General features: G+C 71.6%; 12 protein-coding genes and 1 pseudogene. 7 read left to right on the top strand and 6 right to left on the bottom strand.

Annotated elements, in window-relative coordinates:
• Positions 1-179: 179 nt before the first annotated feature.
• Positions 180-1,358 carry an acyl-CoA dehydrogenase family protein gene (locus ACFY8U_RS10115; protein WP_389568096.1) on the top strand — a complete coding sequence of 393 codons (1,179 nt, stop codon included), beginning with the start codon at positions 180-182 and terminating at the stop codon, positions 1,356-1,358.
• Between the two features lie 107 nt (positions 1,359-1,465).
• Positions 1,466-2,317: an MBL fold metallo-hydrolase gene (locus tag ACFY8U_RS10110; protein ID WP_389568093.1), complete on the top strand. Its 852-nt coding sequence runs from the start codon at positions 1,466-1,468 to the stop codon at positions 2,315-2,317.
• A gap of 123 nt (positions 2,318-2,440) precedes the next feature.
• Here the strand turns inward: ACFY8U_RS10110 and ACFY8U_RS10105 are convergent, their stop codons facing one another.
• The gene (locus ACFY8U_RS10105; protein ID WP_389568091.1) at positions 2,441-2,974 is read right to left on the bottom strand and encodes a DUF1707 domain-containing protein; all 534 of its coding nucleotides are present in this window, start codon (positions 2,972-2,974) and stop codon (positions 2,441-2,443) included.
• A 169-nt stretch (positions 2,975-3,143) separates the two neighbouring features.
• On the opposite strand from ACFY8U_RS10105, the gene ACFY8U_RS10100 reads away from it, so the two are divergent.
• Both ACFY8U_RS10100 and ACFY8U_RS10095 read left to right on the top strand, forming a co-directional pair.
• Positions 3,144-3,734 carry an SMI1/KNR4 family protein gene (locus ACFY8U_RS10100; protein WP_389568088.1) on the top strand — a complete coding sequence of 197 codons (591 nt, stop codon included), beginning with the start codon at positions 3,144-3,146 and terminating at the stop codon, positions 3,732-3,734.
• Between the two features lie 171 nt (positions 3,735-3,905).
• Positions 3,906-5,546, top strand: coding sequence for a hypothetical protein (locus tag ACFY8U_RS10095; protein ID WP_389568086.1), 1,641 nt, complete (start codon positions 3,906-3,908; stop codon positions 5,544-5,546).
• 188 nt (positions 5,547-5,734) lie between these two features.
• Here the strand turns inward: ACFY8U_RS10095 and ACFY8U_RS10090 are convergent, their stop codons facing one another.
• Positions 5,735-6,238 carry a GNAT family N-acetyltransferase gene (locus tag ACFY8U_RS10090; RefSeq protein ID WP_389568083.1) on the bottom strand — a complete coding sequence of 168 codons (504 nt, stop codon included), beginning with the start codon at positions 6,236-6,238 and terminating at the stop codon, positions 5,735-5,737.
• Between the two features lie 130 nt (positions 6,239-6,368).
• Entirely contained in the window at positions 6,369-6,782 is a 414-nt protein-coding gene (locus tag ACFY8U_RS10085; RefSeq protein WP_389568080.1) for a DUF4345 domain-containing protein, read from the bottom strand.
• 89 nt (positions 6,783-6,871) lie between these two features.
• Here ACFY8U_RS10085 and ACFY8U_RS10080 point away from each other — a divergent pair, with 89 nt between their 5' ends.
• Together ACFY8U_RS10080 and ACFY8U_RS10075 are read left to right on the top strand one after the other, a co-directional pair.
• Positions 6,872-7,591 carry a TetR/AcrR family transcriptional regulator gene (locus ACFY8U_RS10080; protein WP_389568077.1) on the top strand — a complete coding sequence of 240 codons (720 nt, stop codon included), beginning with the start codon at positions 6,872-6,874 and terminating at the stop codon, positions 7,589-7,591.
• Between the two features lie 68 nt (positions 7,592-7,659).
• Positions 7,660-8,553 (top strand): aminoglycoside phosphotransferase family protein, encoded by an 894-nt coding sequence (locus ACFY8U_RS10075; protein ID WP_389568075.1) that lies wholly within the window; start codon positions 7,660-7,662, stop codon positions 8,551-8,553.
• A gap of 25 nt (positions 8,554-8,578) precedes the next feature.
• Here the strand turns inward: ACFY8U_RS10075 and ACFY8U_RS10070 are convergent, their stop codons facing one another.
• The 3 genes and pseudogenes from ACFY8U_RS10070 to ACFY8U_RS10060 form a co-directional block, all read right to left on the bottom strand.
• Complete coding sequence (locus tag ACFY8U_RS10070; protein ID WP_389568072.1) at positions 8,579-9,844, bottom strand: cytochrome P450; 1,266 nt, start codon at positions 9,842-9,844, stop codon at positions 8,579-8,581.
• A 99-nt stretch (positions 9,845-9,943) separates the two neighbouring features.
• Positions 9,944-11,338: an NAD(P)/FAD-dependent oxidoreductase gene (locus tag ACFY8U_RS10065; RefSeq protein WP_389568070.1), complete on the bottom strand. Its 1,395-nt coding sequence runs from the start codon at positions 11,336-11,338 to the stop codon at positions 9,944-9,946.
• Positions 11,339-11,477: 139 nt separating this feature from the next.
• Positions 11,478-11,666, bottom strand: a pseudogene (locus ACFY8U_RS10060) (ferredoxin); the annotation flags it as partial.
• Between the two features lie 502 nt (positions 11,667-12,168).
• Here ACFY8U_RS10060 and ACFY8U_RS10055 point away from each other — a divergent pair.
• Complete coding sequence (locus ACFY8U_RS10055) at positions 12,169-13,257, top strand: GNAT family N-acetyltransferase (RefSeq protein WP_389568067.1); 1,089 nt, start codon at positions 12,169-12,171, stop codon at positions 13,255-13,257.
• The last annotated feature ends 29 nt before the right edge of the window (positions 13,258-13,286 follow it).

Raw genomic sequence — 13,286 nt, 5'->3', positions numbered from 1 at the left:
CCCACGCCCAGCAGAGTCCCCGACCGCCTTGGCCCGGCCTCTTCCCCCACCGGACCAAGGCGGTCGTCGTCGCCCCCGGCCGTCCGGGACCGTCGCGGGGCTTCCCCATTTGTGGAACACGTTCTACCGTGGCCGCCGTCGCGCGCACGGTACCCAGGACGCCGCCACGGGAGGCCCCCATGCACCTCGAGTACACGCCCGCCCAGCACCGCCTGCGCGAGGAGCTGCGTGCGTACTTCGCGGAACTCGTGCCGGACGACGTTCACGCTCGCTACGCCGACCCCGCCGCGCAGAAGCGGTTCTACCGCGAGACGATCCGCAGGCTCGGCACCGACGGCTGGCTGGGCGTCGGATGGCCGGTCGAGTACGGGGGGCGAGGGCTGAGCCCCATGGAGCAGTTCATCTTCTTCGACGAGGCGGCCCAGGCCGGTGTCCCGCTGCCGTTGATGGCGCTGAACACCGTGGGTCCGACCATCATGCAGTTCGGCACCGACGAGCAGAAGGCGTACTTCCTGCCGAAGATCCTCTCCGGTGAGATCGACTTCGCCATCGGCTACAGCGAGCCGGACGCCGGTACGGACCTTGCCGCCCTGAAGACACGGGCGGTCAGGGAAGGCGACGAGTACGTCGTCGACGGACAGAAGATCTGGACGACGAACGGGGACACCGCCGACTGGGTCTGGCTCGCCGTCCGCACCGACCCCGACGCCCCGGCGCACAAGGGCATCACGATGCTCCTGGTGCCGACGAGCGACCCCGGCTACTCCTGCACCCTCATCAACACCCTCGCCTCGCACGACACGACTGCCAGCTACTACGAGAACATCCGCGTGCCCGTCTCCCGCCGCGTCGGCGAGGAGAACAAGGGCTGGCGGCTCATCACCAACCAGCTCAACCACGAGCGCGTGACCCTCGCGGCCCACGGCACGATGGCGATCCGCGCCCTCCACGACGTCCAGCGCTGGGCCGCCGACACCAAGCTCGCCGACGGCCGACGGGTCATCGACCTCGGCTGGGTCCGCCGGAGCCTCGCCCGCACGCACACCAGGCTCGACGCGATGAAACTCCTCAACTGGCAGATGGTGAACGCCGTCCAGCAGGGCACCCTCACCCCCCAGGACGCCTCCGCCGTCAAGGTCTACGGCTCCGAGGCCCGCCGCGACGCCTACGCCTGGCTCATGGAGATCGTCGGCTCCGCCGGCGCCCTCAAGGAGGGCTCGGCAGGCACGGTCCTCCACGGCGAACTCGAACGCGGCTACCGCTCGGCCGTCATCTTCACCTTCGGCGGCGGCAACAACGAGATCCAGCGGGAGATCATCTCCTGGATCGGCCTCGGGATGCCCCGCGTCCGCCGCTGAACCCGGGGCGAGCCGATCGTCACGCGTTCTGCGTTTGACGACAGTCCGGCACGGGGCTGCACTGGAATCATGGACGCTGCGGCGACTCCGTCCTAGGGAGAGCAGCGATGACAACCCTGGAGAGTTTCAACCTTCTGCAGCCGTACAAGATCGCCGAGGAGACGTTCGTCATCCCGTGGGCCCTTGAGGCCCCGCCGGTCGGCCACTTCCCGATGAACTCGATGGTGATCCGGGGAACCGAACCGGTCCTCGTGGACACCGGGGCGCCCGCCGTGCGCTCCCAGTGGCTGGAGGCGGCCTGGTCCGTCGTGGATCCCCTGGACGTACGGTGGATCTTCCTCACCCACGACGACCGCGACCACGCCGGCAACCTTCTGGCGGTCCTCGCGGAATGCCCGAACGCGACCCTGCTGACGACATGGTTCTCCATCGGCCGCATGGCCGAGGAGTGGGAGACGCCCATCAACCGGTGCCGCTTCATGACCGACGGCGACACGATCGACGTGGGCGACCGCACCCTGGTCGCCAAGCGACCGCCGTTGTACGACAACCCCACGACCCGCGCCCTGTTCGACCCGAAGACCGACGTCCTGTGGGCCGTCGACACCTTCGCCACGAACGTGCCGACCCCCCTGCCCGAAACTGCGGCGCTGTCGCCGGACGAGTTCCGCGAGGGCCAGTTGTTCGGCGGAAGGCTGGTCTCCCCGTGGGTCGCCCTGCTGGACGCCCAGAAGTTCGGGACGGTCGTCACCGACTTCCAGCACCTGAACGCCGAGGTCATCGCCGGCTGCCACTGCCCGGTCCTCCGCGGCCCCCAGATCCCCGAGGCCTACGACCTCCTCCGCCGGCTCCCCGAAATGCCACCATGGACGGAGTTCACCCAGGCCGACCTGGACCAGTGGATGGCGGTTGCCGAGAGCTCGGTTCCCCCGGAGCAGCCGCGGCCGTCGGGGACGTGAGCGGCGCTGCCGCGCGGGGTTGGGACCTGCTGCCCGCCGGCGCCCACGACCGGAGACCCGCCACTCGGCCAGGCCGTGCTGATGACGGCCGACCCAGCACAACAGCGCCTGCTGGAACGCGCCCTAGCTCTGCGTCGGATTGCTGTTCAGCTTGCGGCGTTCACGCCGGTTGGGGTGGCGGATGACCACTCCTCCCATGCCGGCGGAACCGGTGAGCCGGACAAGCGGAGTTCCCGGCAGCCGGGCGGACGTGGTCTCGTCCGTCAGGCCACCGGCGCCGGGATCGATCCCACTGGTGTCCGCAGCCCAGCCGTCAGGGATGACGACCGTGACACCGGCCGTGTCCCCGTGCGCCTCCACCTCGACCTCCCTGAGGCGGCACTCCACCCGGGTGAAGTCGACCCTCACGCCTCCCACGCCACCATGGGCGATCACGCGCTCGGGAACCTCCCAGCGCCCAGGGCCGTGGGACACGCCGTACACGCCCCCCTTGAGCACCAACGGCGACGGGGCTCCGGAGGAACTCGGCCCCGGCAGATCGGCAGTCACCACGGCCAACTCGGCGTAGGTTCTGGCCTTCAGCGCCACCTCCAGGCGCGCGTCCAGCTCGTCGAGATCGATCCTTCCCTCCGCTGCCGCCTCCTGCAGCCGCTCCACGACCGCTTCACGGTCGTCGTGAGAAGCGCGAAGGTCCCCTGCTTTGACTCGGCGCGGAGAAGGCTCCGAAGATCGGAAGATCATGCCCCAAGGATAGCCAGCCCACGGACCGGACGGGCCAGGACCGCACATCCCGAACACCACGTGGGACGCCTCCCTCGGATCTTGCATGATGACCGGCATGAACACGGAAATCTGCGACCCGGCTGAGCTGGCCGCCCTCCGCGAGATCTTCGCGGCCCGCCCCGAGGCAGCGCCGCCGGCCGGCTGGGAGGCGGTGCGGTCCTTCGAGGCGGAGCACGGCATCGTGCTCCCGGAGCCGTACCGCACGTTCGTGGCGGAGATCTGCGACGGACTGCGCGCCGGACCGCCCTACTACGGTCTGCTGCCTCTCGCGCAGACGCCCCCGGACTGGGGCTCCGGCCGCCCTGAACGCCTGCTTGCCGAGCCTTTTCCGCTCACGGCGGCGTGGCTGTGGGAGGCGGAGGGCGATGAGGAGGCGCTGTCGGTTGAGGAGTTCGAGGCCCGGACGGACCCGGTGTTCGACCACGGCTCCCTGCTGCTGGGCACCGACGGCTGCGGCATGTACTGGCACTTGATCGTCACCGGCCCGCAGCGTGGTCACGTCTGGCAGATCGCCGGCGAGGGCGCGATGCCCTTCGGTCCCGAGTCCCCGGACGCTCTGATGCCGGGAACCCCTGGCTTCACCGGCTGGGCGACCCACTGGGCCCAGGGCCGCTCGTGGTTCGCGGGCACCTAGGACGTCTCCTTCGGATCGTCTGATCGCTGATTGACGGGTGTCGTCGGCTGATGCCCTGTGGGCGCGGTTCTGTTGGGGCGCGACGGCGTATTCGACGCAGCCGCGTGACCGTCGTCGTGCCCGAGCCCGTCCTCGTGAGCATGCCGCCTGCTCGTGGCCGATACTGCCCGCATGGGGGATCACGACACCGTCCGGGTACGTCTCCGCGCCGCCCTTGGCGCCGACGACCCGTGGACCGCGCTGTACGCGCTGAGCACCGACCCGTCCGGCCCTCTCGCCGAGGCGGTCGAGGAGCTGTACCGCACGGACGCGGACCGGGCGGCCTTCCGTCCGTATCTGACCTGGCTCCTGCGGAGCCTGGGCGAACCGGGCGACGCGGTGCTGCTGCGGTTGTTCGCCGACCCCGAGGTCGGCGCGGACGACCGCCGGGACGTGCTGAGGGCCGCCGTGGCGCGCGGGCTGCGGCTGCCCGCCGAGCTGCTGCGCATGCACGCGGACGAGGCCCCGGCGTCCCGTGAGGGCGATGCTCGTGCCGGCGGCTCGCCCGCCCCCGAGCTCGTCGACGCCATGGGGCTCTCCGGCGACCTTTCCTTCGCACCGCGCCTCGGTGCTCTCCTCGAGGACTCCACGGCCCCGCGCGGCCGCGCCGCGCTCGCGCTGGGCCGGCTCGGTGCCCGCCGGTGGACGGCGTCGATCGCCCGGGGGCTGTCCGACGTGACCGGACTCGACCGCACCGCGTTCGCCGTCGCCCTGGAGCTGATGGGCGATCCGGCCGCCGTACCGCACCTGCTGCGATGGCTGGCCGAGAGCGCCGAGGAGCGGGTGTACGACGTCCACCACGTGCTCGTACGGCTCACCGGTCGCGACCCGCTCCTGCCGGAGGGGGCGAGCGGGGCTGCGTACGCGGCGGCCGTGCGCACCGCCTGGGCCGACGGCCGCACCGAGCGCGCGCCCGGGACGATGCGGGACGTCGTCGTCGAATCCGGCGCGCGTGCCCGGTTCTCCGTCGACGGGGGCGCGGGCCGGATCCGGGTCGCCTTCGACCCGCCGTCGCCCGGCTCCACCTGGCCGCGCTGGGACCGGTCCCTGATGTTCGACCGGAAGCCGCTCTACCGGGTCGGCTCGCTGTGCGACACGTGTGAGCTGGGCCTGACGTTGCTGGACTGGCCGGACGACGAGGCGTCCCGGATCGCGGCCCGCATGCGCGGACGGCTGGCCGGCCTGGACCGGCTCGACACCGCGCTGCTCGTCGAATGGGCCCCCGTGCTGGGCGAGCTGGAGACCGGTCACTACCGCGCTCTCCTGCTCGACCTCCCCCTGGAGCAGGTGACAGACCCGGCCCGGTCGTGGTGGTACCGCCGTGCGGCGGCCAGGGCGCAGGAGGACGGCGACGAGTGCGAGTACGGTGACGACCTTCCCGGGGACCACTGGCCCGGCGTCGCGCACTTCCAGCTCACCACGCCTGTTCCGGGCGGCCGGGTGCCGTTCACCTACGGCGCCTTCCTGCCCTCACAGCCGCCCGAAACGCTCGACCCGGCGACCCTCGCCCGGCACGCGGCCGCGATAGCGGCGGGGGAGCGGCCGGCCGCCGTGGTGCTCGGCTGGATCGACGACCGGTACGTGGAAGCCCGGCACGAGGAGCGGTGGCTGGTCGGTGCGGTCCTGGACGGTCATCACCGGCTCGCCGCGTACGCGGCCGCCGGCGTGCCGGCCCGGGTGCTCCTGATCGCCCGCGTGGGCGGGGGCGGTGGCGCGGACGGCGGCCTGGAGGGACTGGCGGAGGTGGCCGCGGCGTACGGCTGCCGGGACTGAGCGCCTTCGCGGGGATGCGCCACCCGGTAGACGTCCGGATCTCTACGCACCTGGAAAGGCCACGAGCACGTCGATGGCGGCTCAGTCGGAGTCGGGGTCGCAGTCGCAGTCGTGGGAACGCGCGTCTTGATTCCGGCCCGGGCCGTCATCACGACCCGGACGTCCTGGCAGCCCCAAGGCGACCCGCTTTACGGCAACGAGCGCGTGAGCCACACCACTTCACCGTTCTCCTCCGTGGACACGTGGTCCCGCTCGAACCCGAGCTTTTCAAGGACGCGGAGGGAGGGCGTGTTCCACGTGGCGACGGTCGCCCAGAGCCGCCTCCGCCCGGTCGCGACAGCGGCATCCAGCACCGCGGCGGCCGCCTCGGTGGCATAGCCGCGCCCATGCGCGCGCTGGAACAGCTCGTACGCGATCTCGGGCTCCTCCACGGTGGACCGGCCGATGATCAGCCCGCAATACCCGATGAAGTCGCCTTCTTCACGGCGCTGGATGGGCAGGAGGGCGATCCCCGTGCTCTCCGTGGCGGAGAGCAGCTCCGCGATGGCCGTTCGGGTGTACTCGACCGTGGGCGTTTCCTTGCCGCGTTCGGAGAGGAGGGCGCGGAACTCGGCGGCGTCCGACTCGGCCCACGGCCGCAGTATCAGCCGCTCGGTCTCCAGGTGGAACGACATCGTCGCGTACGTAGGCATGCCCCCACTCTGCCGCATCTGTGCAACCGGCTCCGCCCGCGCTTTCGTGAGCCCCGTCCAGCAGGGCCGGCGGATCCGTCGGGACCATCGGGGGCTCGGCCATCCGCGCGCCGCCGACAGCGCCGCGCGGTCAGTGGTCGGCCGGTACGGGATCCGCGTTGCGTCGTGCGGCTCGCTCCTCCGCGTCAGCCAGGACGAAGAGGAGTGGAGGCAGGCCGAGTTCGAGAACCGTCAGTGCGATCTGGAAGCCGTGCGGGCGGCCGCGGGTGGCGAGGGAGAGCAGTCGGCCCACGCCGCCCAGGAGGAAGACGCCGGCCAGCCACCGCACCGCCTGTGCCGGGATCGGGCGCTGTCGTGCGGCCCAGAGCCAGGCAAGGCCGTAGCCGGCGAAGCATGCACCCATGAACCGGCCCCAGCTGTCGACCGTCGCGCCCGCGGAACCGAGCCCGGGGGTCGCCGCGTTGCCGAGTGCCACGTGGAACAGGCCGATCGCCACGCAGGACCAGCCCATCAGGTGTGTGAGTAAGCGCAGAGCCCTGGCCATTTCCCCCCCAAGCCGCCATGGCGGAGCTTAGTTGACATGTGTCTACTACAGTGGAGCGCCAGTAGACACATGTCAACTAAACTTCCCGCGTGCCTCCCCGCCAGCGGCTCACCCCCGCCGACCGCCGCGCCCAACTCCTCACCGTCGGGGCGCGGCTCTTCGCCGCGCATCCGTACGCCGACGTACTGATGGAGCAGGTCGCCGAAGAAGCCGGTGTCTCCCGGGCCCTGCTCTACCGTCACTTCCCCAGCAAGCACGACCTCTTCGCGGCCGTCTACCAGCAGGCCGCGGACCAGTTGCTCGCGCGGACGAGACTCGACCCCGCCGACTCCCTGGTGGAACAGCTCATCCAGGGAATGGACGTGCACCTCGACTACTTCGTGGCGAACCGCAACGCCGTCCTCGCCGCGAACCGGGTCCTCGCGGGCGACCCGGTGATCCAGACGATCATGACGAACGAGCTGGACGCGCTCCGAGCGCGGCTGCTGGCCGTCCTCCCGCTCGCGGACGAGAGCGCTCGCGAGGCCGTGTCCGCCGTCCTGAAGAGCTGGCTGGTCTTCGTCCAGGTCCTCTGCGTCGACTGGCTCACCCACGAGACCTGCCCCCGCACCCAGGTGCGCGACGTCTGCGTCGGCGCGGTCGTCGGCGCCCTCCGGCCGCTGCTCGCCGAGGACCCCGCGCCCGACTGGCCTCGACCGGCGTCCGGCGCGGGAGTACAGGCCGCCTGCCGTGCCACCACGCGGCCAGGTGGCGCGAGGGCGCCCGGGTGCGGCTCCTTTTCGGATGAACGTGGGCCGATCATCGAGTAGGGGAGGTGCTGGGGCGGGTAGGCCGGAACATCGAGTGCCGCCGTCCCCGACCGAGAAGAGCCCCATACGTGACGTTCGACGCCCCTCTCCCCGCGGACCTGCGGCAATGGGTTACGCACCTTCTGCCCGGCTGCCTTGCACAGGTCCTGGACGTCTCCTGGTCACGCGGTGACTCCAGGGTCTGGCGCGTGGATTCCGGGACGGCCGCGGCGTTCGTGAAGGTGAGCCCCAACCCGGAGAACTTCGCGCGCGAGGTGCGCGGCTACGACCACGCGGCCCGCTCCCTCGCCGACGGAGAGGCGCCTCGGCTCCTGGCCTGCGATCCGGGCCTGCGCGCCATTCTGAGTTCGCCGCTCCCGGGCCGCGTCGTCAGGGGCCTCCCCCTCACGGCCGCCGAGGAGACCCGCGTACACGAGCTCGCCGGACGGCTGCTCAGACGGTGGCACGATCACCCGGTGCCGACCACGGGCGGGGAACGCGCACGCATCCTGGCATCGGTCGCCCGGCAGGCCGAGGAGGCCGCGGCCTGCCTGGAGCACACCGCGCACCACCTCACCGACGCCCAACGTGCCCTCGTCCAGCGGGTGAGCCACGAGCTGCCTCGGCTCGCCGAGGATCTCCCGATCGTGTTCCGGCACGGCGACTACTCGACCCGTAACTGGCTCTGGGACTCTCGGCGCGACACCCACAGCCTGATCGACTTCGAGAAGTCCGACCACGGCATCGCCGTCGAGGACTTCGTGTGGCTGTGTTGCGCTGCTTGGCCCCCACGCCCCGAACTCGAGTCGGCGTTCCTCGGCGGATACGGACGGGGGCTGACCGACACCGAACGGCAGGCCCTGCCCCTCTTCACCGCACGTCTCGGCGTCTCCTACCTCGACGCGGGCGTCACGAACCAGGAACCGAAGCTCATCGACCGCGGCCGGACCATCCTCACGCGCATGGTGCACGCCACCGGGTGAGCGCCACGTGGCAAGCGCCACCGGGTCAGCGCCGTTCCGGCCGGGGACGCACCCCGTCGACGCCGATGCGCAGATGGCGCGGGCCGCGCAGCACCGCGTTGTGACGGTACGGCGGCGGGTCCTCCAACAGCCGGGGGTTGTCGAGGCGGCGGGCCAGCGTGGACAGCGCGATCTGGGTCTCCAGCCGGGCCAAGGGCGCGCCGAAGCAGGAGTGGACTCCGCTGCCCAGGCCGAGGTGCTGGATGTCCTCGCGGTCCGGGTCGAAGCGGTCGGGCTCCTTGAAGCGCTCCGGATCCCTGTTGCCCGCGGCGAGTACGAGCCAGATCCGTGAGCCCTTCGGAATGGTCACCCCGCGCACCTCGATGTCCGTGATGCAGGTGCGCTGCGGTACGAGCTGGACGGGAGGCTCGTAACGCAGCAGCTCCTCCACGATGCTGACGGCGAGGCCCGGGTCGTCGCGCAGCCTGTCGAGGACGTCCGGATGGCGGAGCAGGGTGAGCATGCCGTTGGTGATGAGGTTGACCGTGGTCTCGTGCCCTGCGATCAGGAGGAGTACGGCGGTGCTGAGCACCTCCATCGTCGTCATGCGCCCGTCCTCGTCATGACCCGTCACCAGTTGGGACAGCATGTCGTCACGGGGTTCCCTGCCCCGCTCCTCGACGAGCCCGGCCAGATACATGCCCAGCTGCAGCCGTGCCTCCTGCGCCTCCCGCCGCCGCTCGGCGGTGTCCCCGCCCGCGTCCGGGTCCAGACCGGCCACGATCGGGTCGACCCAGGAGCGGAATCGCGGCTCGTCCTCGCGCGGGACCCCGAGCAGCCGGCAGATCACGGTCACGGGAAACGGGTATGCGAGCTGGTCGACCAGGTCGATCTCCGTCGCACCCCCCAGGTCGTCGAGCAGCCCGGCGACGATCTCGGCCAGTTCGTCGCGCATGGAGTCGATCCGGTGGGGGCTGTGCGGCGGGCCGAAGGGGCGGTTGGCGAGCCGCCGCAGCCGGTCGTGCTCGGGCGGGTCGAGCCGGATGAAGCTCGGCGGCAGTCCCGTCTCCTCCGCGCCGCCCATGCCGGCGGTGCCTCCCTCGGCGCTCGCCGTGGTGAGGTTGGCGGCCTCCGAGCTGATACGGGGGTCGTGCAGCAGATGGAGGATGTCGTAGTAGGAGCTGATGACGTACGGGCCGCCCTCCTCCTCCTGAAGCACCGGGGTCCCGCGGAGCTTCTCGTACAGGGGGTACGGGTTCGCGCGATGGGCGTAGTCGGTGATCTGGCGCAGGAGCGGGACGGCGTGCGACATGAGGTGTCCTCGGGTCGAGAGGGCCGGAGCGGGCGGCCGGGTGTCGGTCGGCGGTGGGCCGGCCGGGTGTCGGTCGGCGGTGGGCCGGACGGGCGTCGTTCAGCGGTGGGCCGGGGTGAAGACCAGCTGTTGGTCGGTCGGTGAGTAACCGCTGAGGGTCACCGTCGGGCCGTGCGTCGGCAGGGACGGGTCGGGGAAATCCGCAGGGACCGGCTTGCGGCCCTCGGGCCGCCGGTCCACCGTCGGGAACTCCACGGGGAACGACGCGCCGGTCTCGATCAGCCGCCGGTAGAAATCCAGCCACCGCGAGTTGTCGAAGCTGACGGCCCCGACGACGCGGCCCTGATGGCCGTACACACCGATGAAACGCCGCTCGGCCGGCGTGCCCTGCGTGATCATGATCTCGTCGCCCATCGAGGGCACCCCGACCGACTTGATGTTCACGCCGAACTGGGACGACCAGAAGGCCGGCACCCCCATGTGCGGACGACGCTCCGCACTGGCGCTGATCATGTTGTGCGCGGCCACCTCGGCCTGCGCCACGGCGTTGCCCCAGTGCTCCAGGGACAGGAACTGGTAGTTGAACAGGGCGTTCGGGGACCGCGCCACATCTCCGGCGGCGTAGATGTCGTCCGTCACGATGCCCCGGACGTCGAAGGCACGGCAGCCCGCGTCGCAGGCGATGCCGCGGGGGCCCGCGCCGAGGCCCGAGCCCGCAAGCCACTCGGTGTTGCGGATCGCTCCGAGCGAGACGACCACGACATCCGCCTCGACCACGCCACCGTCGGAGAGATGCGCGGCCCGGATCCGGCCCGCCGCGTCGCCCTCCAGCGCGGTGACGGTGACACCCGTCCGCAGATCCACGCCGTTCTCGCGGTGCATGTCCGCCGCGACCACGCCGACCACCCCGCCGAGCGCGCCCACCAGGGGAGCGTCGGCGCGCTCCGTGACGGTGACGTCGATGCCCCGGTCCCGGCACGCCGAGGCGATCTCCGAGCCGGTGAACCCGGCGCCGACGACCAGCACGCGACGGGGCGCGGCCTCGATCCGGCGATGAAGCCCCACCGCGTCGTCACGGGTCCGGAGCGCGAAGACCCCGTCCAGCCGGGCTTCCTCCTCGTGTGGCCAGGGCCGGGCGCGCACGCCGGTCGCGATCAGCAGCCGGTCGTACTCCACCGCGTCCCCGTCGGCCAGGCGCACCTGTCTGGCCGCCATGTCGAGGCCCGTCGCCGCGACCCCGAGCCGCCAGGTGGCGTCGATCTCGCGGCGCCGGGGCAGCTCGGTGCGGTCGGGCGAGGCCTTACCCAGGAGGACCGCCTTGGAGAGCGGGGGGCGGTCGTACGGCTCGTACGGCTCGTCCCCGATCAGCGTGAGCGAGCCGGCGAAGCCCTCGGCGCGCAGCGTCTCCGCCGCCCGCAGCCCCGCCAGGGACGCCCCGACGATCACGATCCGGCCCTCGCGCCTGAGCCACGCGTGGAAATTTTCAGCCGACATCCGACGACTCCTGCCGGGGCGGAACGGGCCGAGGGGGCTGACCGGGCCGATCGGGCTGAACGGGCCGAGAGGGCCGATCGGGCTGACCGCTTGGAACGGCCTGTGAGGCCTGCGCCGCGGGGGTGTGTGCCGCTTCGGCCAGGCCCTCCACCATGATCGCCTGCACCGGGCAGGCCGCGACGGCACGCGCCACCTTCTCCCGGTGCTCTTCCTCGGCGCGTGGGTCGTAGACGAGGGACTCGTCACCGTGCATGGTGAAAACCTCGGGCGCGAGGAAGGCGCACTGGGCGTACCCCTGGCACCTGTTGAGATCGACGACAAGCCTCATCAGCGCTCCGGTCATCCGCGGCCAGGTCCCAGGGAGCCAGGGTTCGAAGGCGGCCTCGGACAGCGGTCATCTCCCCCGGACCAGCATGGAAGCCGCGGCGGGCTCCGCGCTCGCCGAGGGCAGCCGAAGGAGTGGTCCCCCGTGTCCCTGTGGTCGCCGTGGTCCCTGTGGTCCCCTGGCCACGGCGTGGACCGACGGCTGACGGTTCGTACGGACCGGGGAACGGCCCGCGGCCGTCGTCCGTGACGTCGACGCCTGGACGCCCGCCCAGGCGGGACCGGACCGCGCGGACCCGGACCCATCGCGAGCCCCAGCGCGGCGATCCGCAGCGCGGATGCGCTGAACCGCACGCGGAACCCGTCGACGCCGAGATCGAGGGGCCCTCTGTGCCTCACACCCCGGGACGGTGAGGCAGCGCCTCGCCGACAGCACCTGCCCTGCCGTCGTCCGCCTCGAACCGAGCACGGCAGACTGTGCGGTTCACCGTATGAATGGAGACCCCATGACGGACGCACCCCACCCCTCCCAGCCGGCCGACCCCGCCGACCTTGCCGACGTCGCAGACTCGACCGACCCGGCCGCGCCCGCCGACCCGGCTGCCGAGGGCGCCCCCGTCCACCCGCCGTACCCGGTGCGTACGAAGCGGCTCAGCCTGCGTCCGGTGCGTATGGACGACGTCGAAGCCATCTACGCGCACCGCTCGTTGCCGGAGGTCGCCCTCTATCTGCCGCACGAGCCGCACACGCGGGAGGTGACCGCCGAGGTCATCGAGCGCGTCATCGCGGGGGAGGCGCTCGCCAAGCCCGGTGACTGGTTCGACCTGGCCGTGGAGGACGAGTCCGGCCGGGTCGTGGGCGAGGTCCTGCTCCGGCGTGAGACCGACGAACCGGACACTGGGCAGGTGGGGTTCGCCTTCCACCCGGACGTGCACGGCACCGGGATTCCCTCCGAGGCCGTCGCCGCCGCGCTGGACATCGCCTTCGAGCACTTCGGCTGGCACCGCGTGATCGGGATCTGTGACATCCGTAACCGGGCGTCCGCCGCGCTCATGCGCCGCATCGGCATGCGCCATGAGTCCGTCCTCCGCGACGGCACCTTCCTCAAGAACGCCTGGTGCAGCGACTCGGTGTTCGCGGTCCTGTCCCGCGAGTGGCGCAGGACCCCGGAGCGCTCCGCGGACGAGCGTGCCGTCGACACGGCGGTCACCGTCTTCCTCTCCGCGTTCACCCGCCGCTCGGGAGAGCCGGTCAGCCTCGCCGCGGCCCGTGAGGTGCTCGCGCCGGACGCCGTGATCGAGTACGTGACGGCGGACGGGCAGGTCACGCGGATGGACGTCGACGAGTTCCTGGTGCCTCGTCAGGACTATCTGAACGGACCTGAGATGAGCGACTTCGAGGAGTTCGAGGTCCAGTTCTCGACGGTCGTCGGCGCCGATCGTGCCCTGCGGAGCTCCCTCTACTACAAGCATGGCATCCGTGACGGCGTCCCCTTCTCCGCGTGGGGCCGCAAGCACACCCGGCTGACGCGCGCCACGGGCGACTGGCTCATCGAGTCCGTCACCTGGACCGACGACCCCGAAGTCCGAGGCTGAGACGACCCCCACCCGCGCCCCACCACGAC

The sequence above is a fragment of the Streptomyces sp. NPDC012508 genome (assembly GCF_042902595.1).
Taxonomy (GTDB): domain Bacteria; phylum Actinomycetota; class Actinomycetes; order Streptomycetales; family Streptomycetaceae; genus Streptomyces.
The sequence above is the reverse complement of the archived record's forward strand: the minus strand, read 5'-3'. Positions and strand labels throughout refer to the sequence as shown.

Coding starts and splice junctions, on each gene's coding strand:
- ACFY8U_RS10115 (WP_389568096.1), top strand. CDS start 180: ATGCACCTCGAGTACACGCCCGCCCAGCACCGCCTGCGCGAGGAGCTG.
- ACFY8U_RS10110 (WP_389568093.1), top strand. CDS start 1,466: ATGACAACCCTGGAGAGTTTCAACCTTCTGCAGCCGTACAAGATCGCC.
- ACFY8U_RS10100 (WP_389568088.1), top strand. CDS start 3,144: ATGATGACCGGCATGAACACGGAAATCTGCGACCCGGCTGAGCTGGCC.
- ACFY8U_RS10095 (WP_389568086.1), top strand. CDS start 3,906: ATGGGGGATCACGACACCGTCCGGGTACGTCTCCGCGCCGCCCTTGGC.
- ACFY8U_RS10090 (WP_389568083.1), bottom strand. CDS start 6,238: ATGCCTACGTACGCGACGATGTCGTTCCACCTGGAGACCGAGCGGCTG.
- ACFY8U_RS10085 (WP_389568080.1), bottom strand. CDS start 6,782: ATGGCCAGGGCTCTGCGCTTACTCACACACCTGATGGGCTGGTCCTGC.
- ACFY8U_RS10070 (WP_389568072.1), bottom strand. CDS start 9,844: ATGTCGCACGCCGTCCCGCTCCTGCGCCAGATCACCGACTACGCCCAT.
- ACFY8U_RS10065 (WP_389568070.1), bottom strand. CDS start 11,338: ATGTCGGCTGAAAATTTCCACGCGTGGCTCAGGCGCGAGGGCCGGATC.
- ACFY8U_RS10055 (WP_389568067.1), top strand. CDS start 12,169: ATGACGGACGCACCCCACCCCTCCCAGCCGGCCGACCCCGCCGACCTT.